Annotated in this window: 21 protein-coding genes; all 21 read right to left on the reverse strand. The window is 76.0% G+C overall.

Annotation, left to right across the window (positions count from 1 at the left end; genetic code table 11):
• Positions 1-105: 105 nt before the first annotated feature.
• Entirely contained in the window at positions 106-1287 is a 1182-nt protein-coding gene (gene dprA / locus E5225_RS10770; protein WP_135974381.1) for a DNA-processing protein DprA, read from the reverse strand.
• Positions 1284-2801 carry a YifB family Mg chelatase-like AAA ATPase gene (locus tag E5225_RS10775; protein ID WP_135974379.1) on the reverse strand — a complete coding sequence of 506 codons (1518 nt, stop codon included), beginning with the start codon at positions 2799-2801 and terminating at the stop codon, positions 1284-1286. Before E5225_RS10775 ends, dprA begins: the two co-directional genes overlap by 4 nt.
• Positions 2802-3158, reverse strand: coding sequence for a YraN family protein (locus E5225_RS10780; RefSeq protein WP_135974377.1), 357 nt, complete (start codon positions 3156-3158; stop codon positions 2802-2804).
• Positions 3159-3285: 127 nt separating this feature from the next.
• Complete coding sequence (locus E5225_RS10785; RefSeq protein WP_135974375.1) at positions 3286-3609, reverse strand: DUF2469 domain-containing protein; 324 nt, start codon at positions 3607-3609, stop codon at positions 3286-3288.
• A gap of 66 nt (positions 3610-3675) precedes the next feature.
• Positions 3676-4539: a ribonuclease HII gene (locus E5225_RS10790; protein WP_135974373.1), complete on the reverse strand. Its 864-nt coding sequence runs from the start codon at positions 4537-4539 to the stop codon at positions 3676-3678.
• A gap of 28 nt (positions 4540-4567) precedes the next feature.
• Positions 4568-5446 (reverse strand): signal peptidase I, encoded by an 879-nt coding sequence (gene lepB / locus E5225_RS10795; RefSeq protein WP_243738343.1) that lies wholly within the window; start codon positions 5444-5446, stop codon positions 4568-4570.
• Between the two features lie 132 nt (positions 5447-5578).
• Positions 5579-5944, reverse strand: a complete 366-nt coding sequence (gene rplS, locus E5225_RS10800; protein WP_135974372.1) for a 50S ribosomal protein L19 — start codon at positions 5942-5944, stop codon at positions 5579-5581.
• A gap of 281 nt (positions 5945-6225) precedes the next feature.
• On the reverse strand, positions 6226-7008 hold the full coding sequence (trmD, locus tag E5225_RS10805; RefSeq protein ID WP_135974370.1) for a tRNA (guanosine(37)-N1)-methyltransferase TrmD: 783 nt from the start codon (positions 7006-7008) through the stop codon (positions 6226-6228).
• A 3-nt stretch (positions 7009-7011) separates the two neighbouring features.
• The gene (gene rimM / locus E5225_RS10810) at positions 7012-7578 is read right to left on the reverse strand and encodes a ribosome maturation factor RimM (RefSeq protein WP_135974368.1); all 567 of its coding nucleotides are present in this window, start codon (positions 7576-7578) and stop codon (positions 7012-7014) included.
• Between the two features lie 122 nt (positions 7579-7700).
• On the reverse strand, positions 7701-7940 hold the full coding sequence (locus E5225_RS10815) for an RNA-binding protein (RefSeq protein WP_135974366.1): 240 nt from the start codon (positions 7938-7940) through the stop codon (positions 7701-7703).
• Positions 7940-8365 (reverse strand): 30S ribosomal protein S16, encoded by a 426-nt coding sequence (gene rpsP / locus E5225_RS10820; protein WP_135974365.1) that lies wholly within the window; start codon positions 8363-8365, stop codon positions 7940-7942. Before rpsP ends, E5225_RS10815 begins: the two co-directional genes overlap by 1 nt.
• 213 nt (positions 8366-8578) lie before the next feature.
• Complete coding sequence (locus E5225_RS10825; RefSeq protein ID WP_135974364.1) at positions 8579-9670, reverse strand: amidohydrolase family protein; 1092 nt, start codon at positions 9668-9670, stop codon at positions 8579-8581.
• 8 nt (positions 9671-9678) lie between these two features.
• The gene (gene ffh, locus E5225_RS10830; RefSeq protein WP_136225420.1) at positions 9679-11295 is read right to left on the reverse strand and encodes a signal recognition particle protein; all 1617 of its coding nucleotides are present in this window, start codon (positions 11293-11295) and stop codon (positions 9679-9681) included.
• Positions 11296-11322: 27 nt separating this feature from the next.
• Entirely contained in the window at positions 11323-13110 is a 1788-nt protein-coding gene (locus E5225_RS10835) for a [protein-PII] uridylyltransferase (protein ID WP_135974134.1), read from the reverse strand.
• 22 nt (positions 13111-13132) lie between these two features.
• The gene (locus E5225_RS10840) at positions 13133-13474 is read right to left on the reverse strand and encodes a P-II family nitrogen regulator (RefSeq protein WP_135974133.1); all 342 of its coding nucleotides are present in this window, start codon (positions 13472-13474) and stop codon (positions 13133-13135) included.
• Positions 13474-14781 (reverse strand): ammonium transporter, encoded by a 1308-nt coding sequence (locus E5225_RS10845; RefSeq protein WP_135974132.1) that lies wholly within the window; start codon positions 14779-14781, stop codon positions 13474-13476. Before E5225_RS10845 ends, E5225_RS10840 begins: the two co-directional genes overlap by 1 nt.
• Positions 14782-15057: 276 nt before the next feature.
• Positions 15058-16293, reverse strand: a complete 1236-nt coding sequence (gene ftsY / locus E5225_RS10850; protein WP_135974131.1) for a signal recognition particle-docking protein FtsY — start codon at positions 16291-16293, stop codon at positions 15058-15060.
• An 18-nt stretch (positions 16294-16311) separates the two neighbouring features.
• Positions 16312-16632 carry a hypothetical protein gene (locus E5225_RS10855; RefSeq protein ID WP_135974130.1) on the reverse strand — a complete coding sequence of 107 codons (321 nt, stop codon included), beginning with the start codon at positions 16630-16632 and terminating at the stop codon, positions 16312-16314.
• A 141-nt stretch (positions 16633-16773) separates the two neighbouring features.
• On the reverse strand, positions 16774-20334 hold the full coding sequence (gene smc, locus E5225_RS10860; RefSeq protein WP_208012570.1) for a chromosome segregation protein SMC: 3561 nt from the start codon (positions 20332-20334) through the stop codon (positions 16774-16776).
• Positions 20335-20426: 92 nt separating this feature from the next.
• Complete coding sequence (gene ndk / locus E5225_RS10865; RefSeq protein ID WP_135974129.1) at positions 20427-20861, reverse strand: nucleoside-diphosphate kinase; 435 nt, start codon at positions 20859-20861, stop codon at positions 20427-20429.
• Between the two features lie 53 nt (positions 20862-20914).
• The gene (locus E5225_RS10870; protein ID WP_135974128.1) at positions 20915-21301 is read right to left on the reverse strand and encodes a DUF4233 domain-containing protein; all 387 of its coding nucleotides are present in this window, start codon (positions 21299-21301) and stop codon (positions 20915-20917) included.
• Between the last annotated feature and the right edge of the window lie 3 nt (positions 21302-21304).

The raw sequence follows: 21304 nt of genomic DNA on the forward strand, positions 1-21304 counted from the left end.
CTGGTGCGCCACAAGACGCACAGGAAACTACAAGAATGCCCAGTGACGGAATTCGCCGACAATGTCCGGTTCGCTGGCGCGGATTCCCCCTAACGCGGCTTTTTTTCACCCGGGTCGCTGCTCATCCGCTTCGAGCACCCAGCCGCCCCCGACCCTGCGGACCAGCCCGTCGAGCTCGAGCAGGCCGAGCATGTCACGCGCCTCCGCGTGGGTCGTGCCGCCGCGCACGGCCACGTCGTCGACGGTGCGTCCACCGCGCCGCGGCACCGCGTCGAGCACGCGACGCGCGAGCGGTGCGAGCCCGTCCCCCGGCGCCCCGACCTGCGTCGGGGCCTGCGCGGCGTCCGCTCCGACGTCGCCGGCGAGCTCGACGACCTCCGCGGCGTCGGTCACGCACACCGCCACCCCGTCGCGCAGGAGACGGTGGCAGCCGGCGGACGCCGCGGACGTCACGGGGCCCGGCACGGCACCGACCGGCCGCAGCAGCCGGGCCGCGTGGTGCGCCGTGCTCGCGGCCCCGGACCGCCACGCCGCCTCGACCACCACGGTGGCGCGTGCCGTCGCCGCGATCAGCCGGTTGCGCTGCAGGAACCGGCTGCGGGTGGGCGCCGCTCCGGGTGGGACCTCGCTGATGACCGCGCCGCCCGTGTGCACGGCCTCCTCCAGCAGTCGCGCGTTGCCGACGGGGTAGGCGCGGTCGACCCCACCGGCGAGGACGACGAGCGTGGACCCCTCGGCGACGAGGGCGCCCCGGTGTGCGGCCGCGTCGATGCCGTACGCACCCCCGGAGACGACCTGCCACCCGCGGCGCGCCAGGTCGACCGCGAGGTCGACCGCCACGCGTTCGCCGTACCCCGTGCAGGCGCGCGCCCCCACGAGCGCGACCGACCGACGGCGGTGCAGGCCGTCGCCGCGCACCCACAGCGCGAACGGGGCCGCCGTGCCCAGGTCGTCCAGCCCCGTGGGCCACTGCGGGTCACCGGGCACCACGACCCGTGCGCCGACGTGCGCCGCCGCATCGGCGTCGCGGTCGGCGTCGACGTGCGGCCGCCGGACGGCCCATCGCCGCAACGCGGTGCTCACCCGTCGGCGGACGACCTCGCCGCCGGTGCCGGCGTGCGCACCCAGCGCAGCCCAGTCCGGGCGTCCCGTCACGGCGGCGTCCACCCACGCGAGGGCGTCGTGGGCGCCGCACGCCTGGACCAGCGCCCCCGCGACCTCGTCCCCCGGCTCGACGAGCGCACTCCACGTCGCCCGGGCGCGGCGGTCGGCCTCCGCGGTGCTCACGCCCCGTGCCCCCGCGTGCGCAGGGCCAGTGCGCGCGCGACGTCCGGGCGCGCCGGGGCCGCCCGTCCGTCCAGGTCCGCGAGCGTCCACGCGACGCGCAGGACCCGGTCGGCGCCACGCAGGGTCAGCGTCCCGCGGTCGACCGCCCGGTGCAGGTCCGCCAGCAGGCGGGCGTCGGCGCCGAGCGCCGCGTGCAGCGCACGGGCGGGCACCTCGCCGTTCGTGCGCCAGCCACCCGCGCGCCAGCGCTCCCGCTGGGTCTCGCGCGCGTCCCGCACGCGCGCCGCCACGGCCGCGCTCCCCTCCCCCGGCGCGTCGGCCGAGCGTGAGGGCGGGACCTCCAGCTGGAGGTCGACCCGGTCGAGGAGCGGACCCGACAGCTTGCCGAAGTACCGGCGGCGCTGCTCGGGGCGGCACGTGCAGTCGAGCCCCTTGCCCACGGCGCGCCCGCACGGGCACGGGTTGGCCGCGAGGACGAGCTGGAACCGGGCCGGGTACCGCGCGGTCCCCCCGGCGCGGTGCAGCACGAGCTCGCCGTGCTCGAGCGGCTGGCGCAGCGTCTGCAGGACCCCGGTCGTGAACTCGGGCGCCTCGTCGAGGAACAGGACGCCGCGGTGCGCACGCGAGGCGGCCCCGGGTCGAGGCAGCCCCGACCCGCCGCCCACCACACTCGCCGCGGTCGCGGTGTGGTGCGGGTCCTCGAACGGCGGCCGGCGCAGGAGGCCGTGCGCCGGGTCGAACGTGCCGGCCACGGAGTGCACGGCCGTCACCTCCACGGCGTCCGCCTCGCCGAGGTCGGGCAGCAGACCCGGCAGGCGGGCCGCCAGCATCGTCTTGCCCGTGCCGGGCGGCCCGACGAGAAGCAGGTGGTGCCCGCCCGCCGCGGCGACCTCGACGCCGAGGCGGGCGTCCTCCTGCCCGCGCACGTCGGCGAGGTCGAGCACCTCGACGGCACCCCGCCGGGGCGGGACGTCGGGCACGGGCTCCACCTCGGGCACCACCACGTCGGCCCCGTGCCGGGCCGCCACCTGCGCGAGGTGCTCGGCCGCCAGGACCTCGGCACCCGGGACGAGCCGCGCCTCGGCCGCGTTGCCCGCCGGCACGACCACGCGTGGCCGCCCGGCGGCGACCGCGGCCGCCACGGCGGGCAGCACGCCGCGCACCGGCCGCACGCGCCCGTCCAGCCCCAGCTCACCGACGTGCACCCACGCAGCCACGGACGTCGCGTCCACCACGCCGGCGCCCGCCAGGGTCGCCACCGCCACGGCCAGGTCGAACCCGGAGCCCGTCTTGGGCAGCGTCGCGGGCGAGAGGTTCACGGTGATGCGGCGGTTCGGCCACGCCAGCCCGGACGACGTGACGGCGGCCCGGACGCGGTCCCGCGACTCCGCGAGTGACGCGTCGGGCAGGCCGACGAGGCTGAACGCGGGCAGCGACGTGGCCAGGTGGGCCTCCACCTCGACCACGTGGCCGTGCAGGCCGACCAGCGCGACGGCGCACGTGCGCCCGAGCACTCAGACCACCCCCGCCAGGTGCTCGACCGTGGGGCGCCCCCGGGCCTGCAGGGTGACCGCCACGACGTCGACGCGCACCGATCGCGCCGCCACGTCGTGCGCGCTCAGCCAGGCTGCGGTGAGGCGCCGCAGGCGTGCGAGCTTGCGCGCCGTCACCGCCTCCGCGGGGTGCCCGTAGGCGACCGACCGCCGCGTCTTCACCTCGACGGCGACCAGCTCGTCGCCGTCGAGCGCCACGATGTCGAGCTCCCCCTCGGCGCACCGCCAGTTGCGGTCGAGCACCGTCCAGCCCGCCGCCGTGACGAAGCGCGCCGCCACGTCCTCCCCGTACCGTCCCACCGCGTCCGTCGCACGCACGTCGACCACCTCCGGCGCCGACCCTGACGGGTGGCGCGCCACGGCGGACGGGCGCCGGCCGGGACCGGTGCGCCCGGCGTCTGGGGCCGGGGCTGTGGGCGGCTCGCGGGATCGCGCAGGGCCCGCATCAGCGCGGGAAGGCGGCTCCCGAGCCCAGGTCGAGCTCGGCCTTGGCCAGCTCCTCGACGTTGACGTCCTTGAACGTCACCACGCGCACCGACTTCACGAACCGCGCGGACCGGTAGACGTCCCACACCCACGCGTCGACGAGCGAGAGCTCGAAGTACACCTCGCCCGCCGCCGACCGCACCTGCAGGTCGACGTGGTTCGCGAGGTAGAACCGGCGCTCCGTCTCCACCACGTACGAGAAGAGCCCGACGACGTCGCGGTACTCGCGGTACAGCGCGAGCTCCATGTCGGTCTCGTAGTTCTCCAGGTCCTCGGCGCTCACGCGTCCATCATCCCCCATCGCACCCGGCGGCACTGCCGCGGGCCTGGTGACAGCCCGAGGCCGGCGTCAGGGCAGCAGCAGGTCGTCCGCGAGCAGGCCGTCGATCCGCCAGCCCGGACCGCTCGTGGCGGGCGGCGGCGCGACCGTCTCCGGGAGCCGCCACGACCGGCGGTGCAGGGGGCTGGGCCCGTGCAGCCGCAGCGCGGCGAGGTGCTCGGGGGCCGCGTACCCCTTGTTCTCGTCCCAGCGGTACTGCGGGTGGTCCTCGGCGTGCCGGACCATGAGCTCGTCGCGCTCGCACTTCGCCAGCACGCTCGCGGCGGCGACGCTCGCGCACGTGCGGTCCGCCTTCACCCGCTTGTGCACCCGCGGCACGGCGACGGTGTGCAGGTCCCCGAAGAGCTCGTCCTGCGTGCCGAAGAGGTCGGGGGACGGGGGCGTGAGCCAGTCGTGGGAGCCGTCCAGGACCACGACGTCCACGCGCTCGACGACCGTCACGACCGCCGCCAGCGCGCGGGTCCCGGCGAGGCGGAGGGCCGCGATGATGCCGCGTTCGTCGATCTCCTGGGGGCTCGCGTGCCCGACCGCGCGCGCCACGCCCCAGCGCCCGAGGGCGGGGAGGAGCTGACGGCGGGCCGCCGGCGTCAGCAGCTTGGAGTCGGCGACCCCGCGCGGGGCGGACCGCGTGCCGGCGTCCACGACGACGACGCCGACCGACACCGGTCCGGCGAGCGAGCCGCGGCCCACCTCGTCCATGCCGGCGACGAACGTGTGCCCGTCCCGCAGCAGCGCACGCTCGTGCCGCAGGTGCGGGGCGGGCCGCGCCGACGTGCGGCCCGCGCGCGCGGTGGGACGCAGGGCGGGAGCCGGCGCGGTGCCGGCGGACGCGACGTCGGGGACGGCGGTGCTGGTCGTGTCGGCGACGGTCATGCGGCAGCGGGACCTCGGGTCGGGGCGGTCAGGACGGGTCGGGCACGCCGGCGAACGTGTCGGACGGGTTGCGCAGCACGGTCACGCGGTCGACGGGCCACACGGTGACGAACGCGACCCCCACGATGTTGTCGACCGGCACGGAGCCGCCGCCGGGGCGGCCCTGGTTGTAGCGCGAGTCGGCCGAGTGCTGGCGGTTGTCGCCCATCACCCACACCGAGCCCTCCGGCACCACGACGTCGAACGCCTTCTCGCTCGGCTGCGAGCCTGCGGCGAGGTACGGCTCGTCGATCGGGACGCCGTTCACGGTGACCGGCTCGCCGGGCCCCGTGCACGCGACCCGGTCGCCGGGCAGCCCGATGACGCGCTTGACGAGGTGCTCCCCCGCGTCCTGCGGCAGCAGCCCGATCCACGTCAGCCCGTCGTTGAGCGCCTCGCCGACGGGGCCGCGCTCCGGCTGGACGACGGGCTGCAGCCAGCCGCCGGGGTCCTTGAACACGACGATGTCCCCGCGCTGCAGGTCGCGCGGGCCGGGGGTCAGCTTGCTGACGAGGATGCGGTCGTTCTCGACGAGCGTCTCGTGCATCGACTGCGACGGGATGAAGAACGCCTGCACGAGGAACGTCTTGACGACGAGCGAGAGCACGAGCGCGCTGACGAGGATGATCGCCGTCTCGCGGACCCACGACCACGCGGTCGACCGGCCGCGGCGGTCGGTGTCGCGGTCGTGACGACCGCGCCGCCGCTCGCGCGGGGCGTCCTGCTCACGCGCACCCCGGGGGGCGCCGTCGTCGCCGGCCCCCATGCGCGTGGGGGCCCACAGGGGCCGCCCGTCCCCGGCGTGGGCGTCGGCGCCCTGCCCCGGGCCCGGCACCGGCCCCAGCTCCTCGGCGCGTCGCTCGCTCACCGACACACTCTCCCACGCGCACGCCCGCGGCGGGGCACGCGCCCGCTGCGCCCACCCGGCCCCGGCACGCCGACGGGCGGCCACCGCAGCTGCGGTGACCGCCCGTCGGGACGTGCGTGGAAGGCGTGGTGCTCAGCGCTTGCCGGCCGGAACCTGCTGGCGCTTCTCCTTGATCTTCGCCTTCTTGCCGCGCAGCGCGCGCAGGTAGTACAGCTTCGCGCGGCGGACGTCACCACGGGTGACGACCTCCACCGAGTCGAGCGACGGCGAGTGGACGGGGAACGTGCGCTCCACGCCGACGCCGAAGCTGACCTTGCGGACCGTGAAGGTCTCCCGCACGCCGGCACCCTGGCGGGCGATGACCACGCCCTGGAACGCCTGGACGCGGGAGCGGTTGCCCTCGACGACCTTCACGTTGACCTTCAGGGTGTCGCCGGGACGGAAATCCGGGACGTCGGTGCGCAGCGATGCTGCGTCGATCGCGTCGAGCGTCTGCATGACGTATCACTTCCCCGCCCTGCCGCAGGTCAGGAGCGTGATCGACGGGCGCACGCGCTGCCGGGGCAGGGCACGCACCCGTGGGGGCTCGGATCGGGTGGCGGACCGCGGCCGGGGCCGGGTCCGTGCGTCGTGGGCGCTCTCCCCTGCGGCAGAGAGGCGGCCGACGCGCACCGACCGACCAGTCTGCCACAGCCGAGGCCACCGGCCGAATCAGCACCTCGTGCACGTACCGCGCCGACGGGAGGCGCGGCCCCGGTCGGATCGCGTCGCGGCTGGGATCAGGCGTCGCCGGCCGCACGGACGAGGCGTCCGCCGTCCACCACCCAGCCGAGGTCCGCGAGGAGCGCGACGTCGTGCCGGTCGAGCGCCGCCGGGTCGAGGGCCGCGACGAGGTCCGGCCGGCGCTCCGCGGTCCGCTCGAGGGCGCGGTCACGCCGCCAGCGCTCGATGCGTGCGTGGTGCCCCGACAGCAGCACGTCCGGCACGGCGTGGCCGGCCCACTCGGCGGGCTTGGTGTACACCGGGTACTCGAGCAGCCCCGCCGCCCCGTGCGACTCCTCGACGAGCGACGCCGGGTTGCCCACGACCCCCGGCAGCAGCCGCGCGACGGCCTCCACGACGACCAGCGCCGCGACCTCGCCACCGTTGAGCACGTAGTCGCCGAGCGACAGCTCGGTCACCCGGACCCGGCCGGCGTAGTGCTCGGCGACGCGCGCGTCGATGCCCTCGTAGCGTCCGCACGCCACGACCAGGTGCTCCTCGCCCGCGAGCCGCTCGGCGGTCCGCTGCGTGAACACCTCCCCCGCCGGTGAGGGGACGACGAGGTGCGCGCCGTCGTCGAGCACGTCGTCGAGCGCGCGACCCCACACGTCGGGGCGCATCACCATGCCGGCACCGCCCCCGAACGGCGTGTCGTCGACCGTGCGGTGGCGGTCGTCCGTCCACGCGCGCAGGTCGTGCACCCGCAGGTCCAGCAGGCCCGCCGTGCGCGCCTTCCCGACGAGCGACAGGTCGAGGGCGGCGAGGTACTCCGGGAAGATCGAGACGACGTCGACGCGCACGGGTCAGCCCTCGTCGTCCGGGCGCTCGCCGGGCGCGGGGAGGTCCACGACGAGCCGGGCGGCGTCGGCGGCGAGCAGGCCGCCCGGCGGGTCGAGCACGACCCGCCCGCCCGGCACGTCCACGACGGGCACGATCGCCTCGACGAACGGCACGAGCGTGCGCGTCCCGTCGGGCTCGCGGACCACGAGGAGGTCCTGCGCGGGCAGGTGCTCGAGACCGACCACCTCCCCGAGCACGCGGCCGTCGGTGACGTGCTCGGCGCGCAGGCCGACGAGCTCGTGCTCGTACCAGCCGTCGTCGTCCGCCTCGGCGGCGTCGACCTCGACGACGAGCTCGATCCCGCGCAGCGCCTCGACCGCGGTGCGGTCCGACGCCTCCGCGAATGTCACGTACCAGCGCTCCTGCGCGCGGCGGACCTGGGCCAGCGTGAGCGGCCCCGCCGCGGGCGGCTCGGTGTCCAGCCGGGCGCCCACCGTCAGGCGCCGCTCGGGCGCGTCGGTGCGCACGTCGAGCGCGACCTCGCCGCGCAGTCCGTGCGGCCGGCCGATCCGGGCCACCGTCAGCTGCATCCTGCTCTCCTTCCCCCGCCGGTCGTCCGACCTGGCGGGGCTCGTCCGGCACCGGGCGCACGTGCCCGGTGACGCCGACGGCCCGGCCCCTCGCAGGAGGGACCGGGCCGTGGGTGTGGCTCTCAGCGCCGGTCGACGTCGACCACGTCGACGCGGACCGGGCCCTCGGTGGACAGCGCGCCGACGACCGTGCGCAGGGCACGAGCCGTCCGGCCGCCGCGACCGATGACGCGCCCGAGGTCCTCGGGGTGCACACGCACCTCGAGCGTCTCCCCGCGGCGCAGCGGCGACGTGCGCACGCGCACGTCGTCCGGGTGGTCGACGATGCCCCGCACCAGGTGCTCGAGCGCGTCGGCGAGCATCAGGCCTGCTCGGCCTCGGCGGACGCCTCGGCCGGCGCCTCGACGACGGTCGCCTTCTTCTCCGACGCCGACGCCTTGACCTTCTCGGCGTCGAGCGCGGCGGCGTCCACGGCAGCCTGGGCGTCGGCCTTGGGGGCCTTCGTCCGCAGCGTGCCCTCGGCACCCGGCAGGCCCTTGAACTTCTGCCAGTCACCGGTGATCTTGAGGAGCACGAGCACCTGCTCCGACGGCTGCGCGCCGACGCCGAGCCAGTACTGCGCCCGCTCGGAGCTGATGTCGATGAGCGACGGCTCCTCGGTCGGGTGGTACTTGCCGATCTCCTCGATCACGCGGCCGTCGCGCTTGGTGCGCGAGTCGGCGACGACGACGCGGTAGTACGGCGCACGGATCTTGCCCATGCGCTTGAGGCGGATCTTCGTTGCCACGAGGTGGTGTCTCCTGATGTCTGCTGGGGTGGCCCGACCCTCGCTGCTCGTGGGGAGAGCGCGCCGGTCCGGCCGAAGGACGCAACGGGCACAGGTAGAGGGGCTGTGCGCGCCGAGTACAGCCGACCATTGTGCCAGATCCCCGGGGCTCCGCGCGCACGTGCCTCGCACCGCTCCCGCGCCACCTGTGACGGCGCTCGACGCCGGCCGTCGCTACCGGACGCGGACGCCGCGCAGCACCACCGCGGCCGGCTCGGCGAGCACGCGCACGTCGCGCCGCGGGTCCGCGGCGTAGACCACGACGTCGGCGCTCGCGCCCTCCGCGATCCCGTCCGCGCCCAGCCACGCGCGCGTGCGCCAGCTCGCCGCCGCGACGACGTCACGCGCGGGGATTCCCGCGGCCACCATCTCGGCCGCCTCGTCGGCGATGCGCCCGTGGCCGATCGTGCCGCCGGCGTCCGTGCCGACGAGGACGCGCACGCCGGCGTCGTGCAGGTCCCGCACGTGCGCGTGCCGGCGCGCGTGCATGCGCCGCATGCGCGCGGCGAAGCGCGGGTAGCGCGCCTCCCCCTGCGCCGCGATCGCCTCGAACTGGGCGACCTGCAGGAGGGTCGCCGTGACCGGCACCCCCGCGGCGGCGATCCGCTCCACCTGCTGCGCGGTGGCGCCCGTGGCGTGCTCGAGGCAGTCGACGCCGGCGTCGAGGAGGGCGTCGAGCGACTCGGTCGCGAACGTGTGCGCGGTGACCCGGGCCCCCGCCGCGTGCGCGGCGGCGACGGCGTCGGCCAGCACGTCGTCGGGCCACAGCGGGCGCAGGTCGCCGTCGGGCCCGAGGTCGCGGTCGATCCAGTCGGCGACGAGCTTGACCCAGCCGTCACCACGCGCGGCCTCCTCGCGGACCGCGGCCGGCAGCTCCTCGACGGTCGCCAGCTCGCGGCCGTACCGCCGCAGGTACCGCTTGGGCCGCGCCAGGTGGCGGCCCGCACGCAGCAGCCGCGGCAGGTCGGCGCGCTCGTGCACCCACGCGGTGTCCGCCGGCGAGCCTGCGTCCCGGATCAGCAGGACGCCCGCGTCGCGGTCGGCGACCGCCTGCGCCTCCGCCGTGGCGTCGTCCACCGGCCCGTCGGACGCGAGCCCGACGTGGCAGTGCACGTCGACGAGCCCGGGCAGCACCCAGCCGTCGAGCACGGCGTCGGGCACACCGGCCGGCCGCTCGAGCGTGAGCCGGTCGCCGACGACCCACGCCTCGCCGACCTCGTGCTCGTCGCCGAGCACGACCGTGCCGCGCAGGTGGGTGACGGCCACGGCGGGGCTCAGCGGCCGCCGAAGAGCTTGTCGAGGCCGGCCGGCAGCTGCAGGTCCGTCGGCTCCGGCTCGGCGGGCGCGGCGCCGCCGAGCCCGAACGCCGACCCCGCCGGACCGCCGGGCTGCGCGGCGGCGCGCGCCGCGGCGGCGCGCTCCTGCTCGGCCCGCTTGGCGGGGTTGCCCGACCGGGCGCCCTTGGCGCGCTTGGCCGGCGCCTGCTTCCCGCGCGACTTCTTGCCACCCATGCCCGGCAGGTTGCCCATGCCCGGCATGCCGCCGGGCATCCCGGGCACGCCGCCGCCCTTGGCCATCTGGCGCATCATCTTCTTCGCGCCGTCGAACCGCTCGAGCAGCTGGTTGATCTCGCTCGGGGTGGTGCCGGAGCCGCGGGCGATGCGGGCGCGGCGCGAGCCGTTGATGATCTTGGGGTTCTGGCGCTCGCCGGGCGTCATGGAGCGGATCATCGCCTCGATGCGGTCGACCTCGCGCTCGTCGAAGTTCTCGAGCGCCTCGCGCATCTGGCCCATGCCGGGCAGCATCCCGAACATCTTCTTGATCGAGCCCATGTTGCGCAGCTGCTGCATCTGCACGAGGAAGTCCTCGAGCGTGAAGTCCTCGCCGCCGACGAGCTTGCCGGCCATCTTCTCGGCCTGGTCGGCGTCGAACGCCTTCTCGGCCTGCTCGATCAGCGTGAGGACGTCACCCATGTCCAGGATGCGCGACGCCATCCGGTCGGGGTGGAAGACCTCGAAGTCGGTGAGCTTCTCGCCCGTGGAGGCGAACATGATCGGGCGCCCGGTCACGCTGGCGATCGACAGCGCCGCACCACCGCGCGCGTCGCCGTCGAGCTTGGACAGCACGACACCCGTGAAGCCCACGCCGTCCTGGAACGCCTGCGCCGTCGTGACGGCGTCCTGGCCGATCATCGCGTCGACGACGAACAGGATCTCGTCCGGGTCCACCGCGTCCCGGATGTCGGCGGCCTGCGACATGAGCTCGGCGTCGACGCCGAGGCGTCCGGCCGTGTCGACGATCAGGACGTCGTGCTGGCGCTGGCGCGCCGCCTCGAGGCCGGAGCGGGCGACCGACACCGGGTCCGCACCGGCGGGCAGCACGTCGTCCGCGCCCTGGTTGCCGGGGTGCGGCGCGTGCACGGGCACGCCGGCGCGCTCGCCGACGACCTGCAGCTGCGTCACCGCGTTGGGGCGCTGGAGGTCCGCCGCGACGAGCATCGGCGTGTGGCCCGAGCTCTTCAGCCAGTGGGCGAGCTTGCCGGCGAGCGTCGTCTTGCCCGCACCCTGCAGGCCCGCGAGCAGGATCACCGTGGGCGGCTGCTTCGCGAACGTCACGGTGCGCGTCTGGCCGCCGAGGATCGCGACGAGCTCCTCGTTCACGACCTTGACGACCTGCTGCGCCGGGTTGAGGGCGCGCGACACCTCGGCCGAGAGCGCGCGCTCCCGCACGGCACCGGTGAACTGGCGGACGACCGGGACCGCCACGTCGGCGTCGAGCAGCGCGCGGCGGATCTCGCGGATGGTCGCGTCGATGTCGGCCTCGGAGAGCCTGCCCTTCGTGCGCAGGTTCTTGAAGGTCGACGTGAGTCGGTCGGAGAGGGTGGCGAACACCGGACCTCGCTGCTGGACGCGGACGGGCTACGGACGGTCCAGGGTACCTGCCAGGGCGCGCAGCCCTCGGGCGGTGAGGTCGTCGACGAGCGTCGCGCGCCACGTCGTCCAGGCCGTCGGCCCCGCCGCGGACGCGTCCGCCTCGGTGAGCGCCCGCAGCAGCGCCAGGAGGTCGCTGCGGTGGTCGACCGCGTCGAGCAGCCGTGCCAGCGTCGCCGGGTCGTCGTGGTCGGCGCCCGTGGCGAGGTCCGCGAGCGTCAGGTGCTCGCGGACGAGCCGGGTCACGTCGGCGGCGACCTCGGGGCCGAAGCCCATGCGCTGCACGACCGGACCCGCCAGGCGGGCGCCCTCGACGGAGTGGTCCCCCGCCCCGGCGCGCTTGCCGATGTCGTGCAGCAGCGCGGCGAGCAGGAGGGTCTCGGGGGCGTCGACCGTGCGACGGTCCCGACCCGCGCGCGCCACCGTCTCGACGAGGTGCCGGTCGACGGTGTGCCGGTGGATCGGCGAGCGCTGCGGCCGGTTGCGCACCCCAGCCCACTCGGGGACCCACGTCGTCACGACGCCGGCCAGGTCGAGGGCCTCCCACACCGGCACCTGCGCGGGCCCCGAACCGAGCAGGTGCACGAGCTGCTGACGCGCGGCACGGGGCCACGGGGTCGGCAGGGGCGGCGTCGCCTCCAGGCTGGCCACGGTCACCGGGGACAGCACCAGACCGGTGCGGGCGGCGGTCGCGGCGGCGCGCAGGGACAGCACCGGGTCGTCGGCGGGGCGCGCGTCGACCGACAGGACCAGCTCGCCGTCGTGCTCGACCAGCCCCTCGGCGATCTGCCGCAGCCGCGGGGGCGTGCGGCGCCCGCGCACGAGGACGGGTCGGCGCGCGGGCCGCTGCAGGGCCTGGCGCGCGTTGCGGGCCGTGGTGTCCAGCGCGTACGAGATGACCCGGCCGGCCTCGGCGACCGACGCGAGCAGGTCGTCACGGTCGGCGAAGCCGACGAGCGCCGCGACCTCGTCCTGGTCCGCCAGCAGCAGGCGGTTGGTGTGCCGGCGCGTGACGACCTGCACGGCGTCGCGCACGTCCAGCAGGTGCGCGTACGCGTGGTCCACCGCGCCGTGCGGGCGGTCGGTGAGCCACGTCGCGGCGAGCGCGGACAGCACCACCGCGTCGCGGATGCCGCCGCGCGCCTCCTTGAGGTCCGGCTCGATGAGGTACGCGAGCTCGCCGTGCCGGTCGGCGCGCTGCCGGGTGGACGCGAGCAGCTCGGGCAGGCGGCGGCGGGCCGCGGAGCGCCAGTCCGCCAGCAGCGCCGACCGCGCGCGGGCCACGACGAGCCCGTCCCCCGCGACCGGCTGCAGCTCGAGCAGGCCCACCGCGGCGGGCAGGTCCTTCGACGCGACCTGGCGGCACTGCGCGAGCGAGCGCACCGAGTGGTCGAGGTCGAGGTTGGCGTCCCAGATCGGGTACCAGAGGCGCTGCGCCAGGTCGGCGAGCGCGTCGGCGCCGTGCCCGCGCCCCTCGTGGACGAGCAGCAGGTCGAGGTCGGAGACGGGGCTCGCGTCGCCGCGCCCGACGCTGCCGACGACGCCGAGCGCGACGCCGGGGACCTCACGGCCCTCCGTGACCTCGTCCCAGAGCCGACCGAGGGCCCCGACGACGAGGTCCGCGACGGCGCGGCGGCGGGCGACGCCGTCCGTGCCCGGTCCCGTGGTGCGCGCGGCGAGCTCGAGCCGAGCGGCACGCAGGTCCCGCACCCCGAGGGGGTGCGGGACCTGCGGCGACCCGGCCGACCCGGTGGCGGGCGGCCGTCCTGTCGTCATGTGCTGTGCGTGACCGTCCTGCTCAGAGGGCGTCGTCGCCGTGCTCACCGGTGCGGACGCGGGCCACGTCCTCGACCGGGACGACCCAGACCTTGCCGTCGCCGATCTTGCCGGTCTGCGCCGCGCGCACGATCACCTCGGTCACCGCCGCCGAGTCGCCGTCGGCGACCAGGACGTCGATCTTCACCTTCGGCACCAGGTCGACCGTGTACTCCGCGCCGCGGTACACCTCGGTGTGGCCACGCTGACGGCCGTAGCCGCTCGCCTCGCTCACCGTCAGGCCGCGGACCCCTGCCGCCTCGAGGGCGGACTTCACATCGTCCAGCCGGTGCGGCTGGATGACCGCCGTCACGAGCTTCGTCATCACTTCACCTCCGTCACGACGCGGGCACCCGCGCCCAGCGACTCGTACGCCGTCTCGCCGTGGACCGTCAGGTCGAGACCGGACACCTCCTGCTCCTCGGTGGCACGCATGCCGATCGTCGCCTTGAGGATGAGCGCGATCACGAGCGTCACGAGGCCGCTGAACACCATCGCCAGCAGGGCGACGATGATCTGCGTGCCGAGCTGGCCCGCACCGCCACCGTAGAGCAGACCGTTGGACGCGCCCTCGGGGTACCAGGTCGCGTCGGTGTCCGTCGCGAAGAGGCCGATGAGGATCGTGCCGACGAGACCGCCGACCAGGTGGACACCCACGACGTCGAGGGAGTCGTCGTAGCCGAACCGGTACTTCAGGCCCACGGCCAGCGCGCACAGCACGCCGGCGACCAGGCCGATGGCGATGGCACCCCACGTGTCGACCGCTGCGGCGGCGGGCGTGACGGCCACCAGGCCGGCGACGATGCCGGACGCGGCGCCGAGCGACGTCGCGTGGCCGTCGCGGACCTTCTCCGTGCCGATCCAGGCGAGCAGCGCGACCGCCGCGGCGACCGTCGTGTTCACCCAGGCGCGCCCGGCCGTGCCGTCCGCGGCGAACTCCGAGCCGGCGTTGAAGCCGAACCAGCCGAACCACAGGAGCGCGGCGCCCAGCATCACGAAGGGCAGGTTGTGCGGGCGCATCGGCTCACGGCCGAAGCCCTTGCGCTTGCCGAGCACGATCGCGAGCACCAGGCCGGCGATGCCGGCGTTGATGTGCACCACGGTGCCGCCGGCGAAGTCGATCGGCAGGGGCAGCGCGTCGGCGAGGAACCAGCCGCCGCCGAGGAGGCCGCCGCCCCACACCATGTGCGCCAGGGGCAGGTACGCGAACGTCACCCACAGGCCGGCGAACACGAGCCACGCGCCGAACTTGATGCGGTCGGCCACGGCACCCGAGACGAGCGCGACCGTGATGACCGCGAACGTCAGCTGGTAGCCCGCGGCGACGAGGAACGGCACCCCGGTCGCCGCCATGAGGCTCTGGTCGTCCGTCGCGCCCTGGAGGCCGAGGAAGTCGGCGGGGTTGCCGATGAAGCCGCCGACGTCGGTGCCGAAGGCCGTCGAGTAGCCGTAGAGCACCCAGATGAGCGAGACGAGGCCCAGGGCCCCGAAGCTCATCATCATCATGTTCAGCACGCTCTTGCCGCGGACCATGCCGCCGTAGAAGAACGCCAGTGCGGGCGTCATCAGGAACACCAGTGATGCGGCGATGATGATGAACGCGGTGTTGCCACTGTCCAGCTCGAATTCCATGGAAGGTCGCCTCTCCGCTCGCCACCGGGCGTGGCTGGTCGGCGACAACCGTCGCGGAGGGGCGTTTCACACGCGCACGCGGCGCGTTACCGCGAGGTGACAAGCACCGCCCCTGTGTGAACATCGTGTTTCGACCCGGGCGATCGTCCAGCACTCGGGACGATCGGTCCGCCCGGCGGCACCGGACGCGGCGCGGCGCGGGTCCCGTGGGGACCCGCACCGGCGCGCGTCACCGGGCGGCCGGCGCCGGCGTCACCGCCCGCACCACCGCCCGTGTCACTGCCCGAGCAGGCCGTCCACGAACGCCTCCGGGTCGAACGGCGCGAGGTCGTCCGGGCCCTCGCCGAGCCCCACGAGCTTGACCGGCACCCCGAGCTCGCGCTGCACCGCCACGACGATGCCGCCCTTGGCGGTGCCGTCGAGCTTCGTCAGGACGATGCCCGTGACGCCCGCGACCTCGCCGAACACGCGCGCCTGCTGCATCCCGTTCTGCCCCGTGGTCGCGTCCAGCACGAGCAGCACCTCGGACAGGGGCGCGTCGCGGCTCAGCACGCGCGTGATCTTGCCGAGCTCGTCCATGAGCCCGGCCTTGTTCTGCAGCCGGCCCGCGGTGTCCACGAGGACGACGTCGGCACCCTCGGCGCGGCCGGTGCGCAGCGCGTCGAACGCGACGGACGCCGGGTCGGCGCCGTCCCGGTCCGAACGCACGGTCGGCACGCCGACGCGCGACCCCCACGTCTGGAGCTGGTCGGCCGCGGCGGCGCGGAACGTGTCCGCCGCGCCGAGCACGACGGACCGGCCGTCCGCCACGAGGACGCGCGCGAGCTTGCCGACCGTCGTCGTCTTGCCGGTGCCGTTGACGCCGACCACGAGGACGACGGCCGGGGCGGGCGTGCCGTCGGCCGCCGTGACCGGCTCCGTGCGCAGCGACCGGTCGAGGGACGGGTCGACGAGCGCCAGCAGCTGCTCGCGCAGCACCTCGCGCGCCTGGCCGGGCGCCGAGAGGCCCTCGACCCGCACCCGGGTGCGCAGCGCCTGGATGATCTCGTCGGTGGGCCCGGCACCGACGTCGGCGAGCAGGAGGGTCTCCTCGAGCTCGTCCCAGTCGTCCTCGGTCAGCGTGTCGCGCGAGAGGACCGACAGCAGCCGCGCACCCAGCGGGGAGCCGGACCGCGCGAGGCGCTCGCGCAGCCGGCGCAGGCGGCCCGCGCTCGGCGCCGGCGTCTCGAGCGGCGGCGCGGCCAGGTCGTCGACGGACAGGTCGTCGGAGACCGTGCCCTCGAGGGCGCCGCCGGTGCCGTCGACCGCGACGTCGGGCGGGAGCACGGGCGTCGGCACGACGGGCCGGTCGGCGACATCCGTCGCGGTGCGCGCGGAGCCGGTCCCGGCGTCCGGACGGAGGTCGGACGTGCTGTCGGGGCGCCGGCGCCGGCGCACGAGCAGCGCCGCGGCCGCGCCCGCGACCAGCACGGGCGCACCGACGAGGTAGGGCAGGAGGTCGTTGAGGTCCACGACGACAGTCTGTCGGCGTCAGGCGCCGCGGCGCACGCGCAGGGTCTGCGCGGCGCGGTGCAGGTCCTCGGTGAGCTCCTCGACGTGCAGGTAGCCGTCCCCCTCCTGCACGTTCGCACGCAGGAAGTCGGCGAGCGACACGTCCCGGGGCTCGACGGCCGCCGCGGCGGCGGCCTGGGCCTGCTCGGCGTCGGGCTCGCGGCGGGCCCGCAGGCCGCGCCGGAACGACTCCCACGGCGACTCGTCGCCGGCCGCGGCGTCCTCGCTGCTCGCCCTCGCGAGCAGCAGCACGGCACCGGCGGCGAGGAGAGCCAGGAGGACCACGGGCACCAGAGTCATAGGACCATTTTTCCGCCGTCGACGCACCGGCGCACGGCGCCGCGCAGCCGCGGCGTGACCTCTCACACGACCTTCACAGCAGCGCACCCGCGCGCGGCGGACGACGCACTCGAGCGCCCGCCGGGGGCTCGCGTCCGGCGCTCAGGCCGGCTGGTCCTCGCGCATCCGCTGGCTGATGACGGTCGTGACGCCGTCGCCGCGCATCGTGATGCCGTACAGCGCGTCCGCGATCTCCATCGTGCGCTTCTGGTGCGTCACGACGATGAGCTGGGAGTCGTCCTGCAGCTCGCGGAAGATCTCCAGCAGGCGCCCCAGGTTCGCGTCGTCGAGCGCGGCCTCCACCTCGTCCATGACGTAGAACGGGCTGGGGCGTGCCTTGAAGATCGCGACGAGCAGCGCGACGGCCGTGAGCGACCGCTCGCCGCCCGACAGCAGCGACAGCCGCTTGACCCTCTTGCCCGCGGGCCGCGCCTCCACCTCGATGCCGGTCGTCAGCATGTCGTCCGGGTCGGTGAGGACGAGGCGGCCCTCGCCCCCGGGGAACAGGCGCGGGAACACGTCGTCGAAGGCCGCGGCCGTGTCCCGGTAGGCCTCCGTGAAGACCTGCTCGACCCGCTCGTCGATCTCCTTGACGATCTCCAGCAGGTCGGCGCGCGACTTCTTCAGGTCGGCGAGCTGCTCGGTCAGGAAGCGGTGGCGCTCCTCCAGCGCGGCGAACTCCTCGAGCGCCAGGGGGTTGACGCGTCCGAGCAGCGCGAGCCCGCGCTCGGCGGCGCGCAGCCGCTTCTCCTGCTCGGCACGCACGTAGGGGACGGCATCCGGCGCCCCCGGCTCGGGCTCGGTGCCCGGCGGGAGCACGACCGGGACGTCCTGGTGCGGGCCGAACTCCTCGAGGAGGACCGCCGGGTCGAGGCCGAGGTCCTCGACCGCGCGGGTCTCCAGCTGCTCGATGCGCAGCCGCTGCTGCGTCCGGGCCACCTCGTCCTTGTGCGCGACGTCCGTGAGCTCGGCGAGGTCGCGCGCGAGGGCGTCGACCTGGCTGCGGACCGCCGCGAGGTCGCGGTCCCGCTCCGCGCGGGCCGCCTCGGCGGCGTCCCGCTCGTCCGACGCCCGGCGCAGCGCACGCTCGAGCTGGGCGGTCGCACGGACGGCGCCCTCGTGCACCGCGGCGGCGACACCGGCCTGCCGACGCCGCTCCCGCTCGCGGGCGGCGGCCCGTTCGCGCGCGGCCCGCTCCGTGGCGGCGGCGCGCTCGAGCCCCTCCGCGCGCCCGGACAGCGCACGCGCCCGCTCCTCCCCCGTACGCAGCGTCAGGCGGGCCTCGGTCTCGCGGGATCGGGCCGCGGTCGCCTCGGCCGCCGCGGCGTCCCGGCGCTGCGTGGCCTGCGCGATCGCGGCCTCGGCGTCCTCCGGCTGCTCCTGCGCCGCGGCGAGGCGCTGCGTGAGCTCGGCGAGCAGCGCGTGGTCCTCCGCGAGCGTCGCACCGGCCGCGTCGAGGGACGTCTGCGCACGCTCGGCCTCCGCGCGGGCGGACCGGGCCGCGGAACCGAGGTGCCCCAGCTGCTCGGCGACGGCCGCGAGCGCGGCGTCCGACTCGTTGAGGCGCTCGAGCGTCGCGTCCACGGCCTCCTGCGCCGACGTCCGGGCCGCGCGTGCGGCGGCGAGCTCGAAGCGCAGGCGCTCGGCCGTCGCCGCGGCGTGCGCACCCGCCTCCCGCGCCGTCTCCAGCGCGGCCTGCAGGTGCAGCGCGGACGGCGCCGACGCCGACCCGCCGGACGCGCGGAACCGGGAGAGCACGTCACCGGTGCGGGTCGCCACCACGACGTCGGGGTGCGCCGCGACGAGCGGACGCGCGGCCGCCAGGTCGTCCACCACGACGACGTCGGCGAGCAGCGCGTGCACGGCGTCGCGCACGGCCGCGGGCGCCTGCACGAGGTCGACCGCGCGGTCGGCGCCGGCCGGGAGCTCCACCGTGCGGCCCGGGCCCGCGCCGGCCACGAGGAGCGTCGCGCGGCCCGCGTCCTCGGTGCGCAGGTGCCGGATCGCGTCGACCGCCGCCTCGACCGACTCGACGGCGACCGCGTCGGCGACGGCGCCCAGCGCCGCCACGACGGCGTCCTCGTCGCGCGCGTCGACCTGCAGCAGGGCCGCCACCGAGCCGAGCACGCCGGGCAGCGCGTCCGCCGCCAGCAGCGTCCCCGCGCCGTCCTTGCGCGACAGCGACATCTCGAGCGTCTCGGCCCGCGACGCCTGCTGCTCGCGCTCACGCTCGGCCGCCCGCAGGCCGTCCTCGAGGTCGGCGACGCGGGCGACCGCGGCGTCGAGCGCCTCGGCGGCCGCCTCGTGCTCCGCGTCGAGACCCTCCTCGCCCTCCTCGACGCCCGCGACCTGCGTCTCGAGGGCGGCGAACCGCGTCGACGCGTCGCGGGCCCGCTCCTCGGCGGCCGCCAGCGCGTCCCGCAGGCGGCCGATCTCCGCCTCCGTCGCCTCGACCCGGCTGCGCCGCGCGGCGACCTGCCCGGCGAGGCGCGCGACGCCCTCGCGCCGGTCCGCCGCGCCCCGCTGCAGGTCCGCCAGCGCCTTCTCGGCCGCGCTGGCGGCCGCCTCGGCCTCCTGCCGCGCGGTCGTCGCGCCCCCGACCGCCGCCCGGGCGACGTCCACCTCGGCGGCGAGCTCCTGCTCGGCGGTGCGGACGCGCTGGGCCTGCGCCTCCAGGTCGTCCGGGTCCTGCCCCGGCGCGCGCTCCTGCGTCGGGGCGCCGAGCAGCCGCGCGCGGTCGGCGGCGAGCGACGCCGTGCCGCGCAGGCGCTCGCGCAACGACGACAGCCGGTACCAGACCTCGCTGGCCTCGCTCACGGCCGGGGCCGCGAGCGCGGCCTCCCCCTCGAGCGCGACGAGCCGCTCGCGCGCCGCCGTCAGCCGGCCCTCGACGTCCGCCCGGCGCTCCCGCAGCGCCGACTCGTCGGCGATCTCCTGCTCGAGCTGCGCCGTCAGCTGCGCGAGGTCGTCGGCGAGGAGCCGGGCGCGCGCGTCCCGCAGGTCCGCCTGCACGACCGCGGCCTTGCGCGCGACCTCCGCCTGCCGGCCGAGGGGGCCCAGCTGCCGGCGGATCTCCGCCGTGAGGTCCCCGAGGCGGGTGAGGTTGCCCTGCATCGCCTCGAGCTTGCGCAGCGCCTTCTCCTTGCGCTTGCGGTGCTTGAGGACGCCTGCGGCCTCCTCGATGAAGCCGCGGCGCTCCTCGGGCGTCGCCCGCAGCACCGCGTCGAGCTGCCCCTGCCCGACGATGACGTGCATCTCGCGGCCGAGGCCCGTGTCGGACAGCAGGTCCTGGATGTCGAGCAGCCGGCACGGGCGGCCGTTGATCGCGTACTCCGACCCGCCGTTGCGGAACAGCGTCCGCGAGATCGTCACCTCGGAGTACTCGATGGGCAGCGCGCCGTCGGTGTTGTCGATCGTCAGCGACACCTCGGCCCGGCCGAGGGGCGGGCGTCCCGACGTCCCGGCGAAGATGACGTCCTCCATCTTCCCGCCGCGCAGCGACTTCGCGCCCTGCTCCCCCATCACCCACGCGAGGGCGTCGACCACGTTCGACTTGCCGGAGCCGTTCGGCCCGACGACGCACGTGATGCCCGGCTCGAAGCTCAGCGTCGTCGCCGAGGCGAACGACTTGAACCCGCGCAGGGTCAGGGTCTTGAGGTGCACGGGCTGAGCCTAGGCACCGCCGGCCCCGGCACGGCGACGCCCCGCCCACCGGGCGTAGGCCGGATGGGCGAGGCGTGCGGCGGGGGTGTGGGTCAGAGGGCGGGGAACCAGAGCCCGATCTCGCGGGCGGCGGACTCCTCGCCGTCCGAGCCGTGCACGATGTTCTCGATCAGCTTCGTGCCCCAGTCGCGCGCGAGGTCGCCGCGGATGGTGCCCGGCGCGGCGACGGTCGGGTCGGTCGCGCCGGCGAGCGAGCGGAAGCCCTCGATGACGCGGTGGCCCTCGACGACCGCGGCGAGCACGGGGCCGGACCGCATGAAGTCGATCAGCGCCTGCACGAACGGCTTGCCCGCGTGCTCGGCGTAGTGCTCGGCGAGCAGGGCCTCGTCGGCGCGCCGCAGCTCGGCCGCCACGAGCGTGTAGCCCTTCGCCTCGATGCGGCGCAGGACCTCGCCGACGTGCCCGCGGCGGACGCCGTCGGGCTTGACGAGGACGAGGGTGCGCTGCGGGAGGGGTGCGTCTGCCATGGCCGTCACCCTAGTGGTGGCACGGTGGGGGCAGGGCAGGCACAGGAGGTGCCTCAGGCCTGCGGGTGGGCCGCGTCGTACTCCGCCCGCTCCCGGTCGATGCGCCCACCCAGGCGCAGCGAGACCACCCACAGCACGACGAAGAGGCCGCCGACGACGAACATCATCGGCACCAGCACGCCGAACGCCAGGACCACGACCTGTGCGGCGGAGCCGGCGACGTAGCCGCCCGGGCGCCCGACGTAGCCGGCGATGAGGAGCAGCACGAGGGCGGTCACGCCGCCCACGACCCACACGGTGGCGGGCGGGGCGACCCGCAGGCCGTAGGCCACGAGGGTCGCGAAGAACACCAGGAGCGCCTCGAGGATCAGCGTCATCTGCGTGAACTGCGGCTTGGCCGGCCGCTTGCGACCGCCCCGGCCGCCACCGTGCATGCTCATCGC

It is taken from the genome of Cellulomonas shaoxiangyii (assembly GCF_004798685.1).
Lineage (GTDB): Bacteria > Actinomycetota > Actinomycetes > Actinomycetales > Cellulomonadaceae > Cellulomonas > Cellulomonas shaoxiangyii.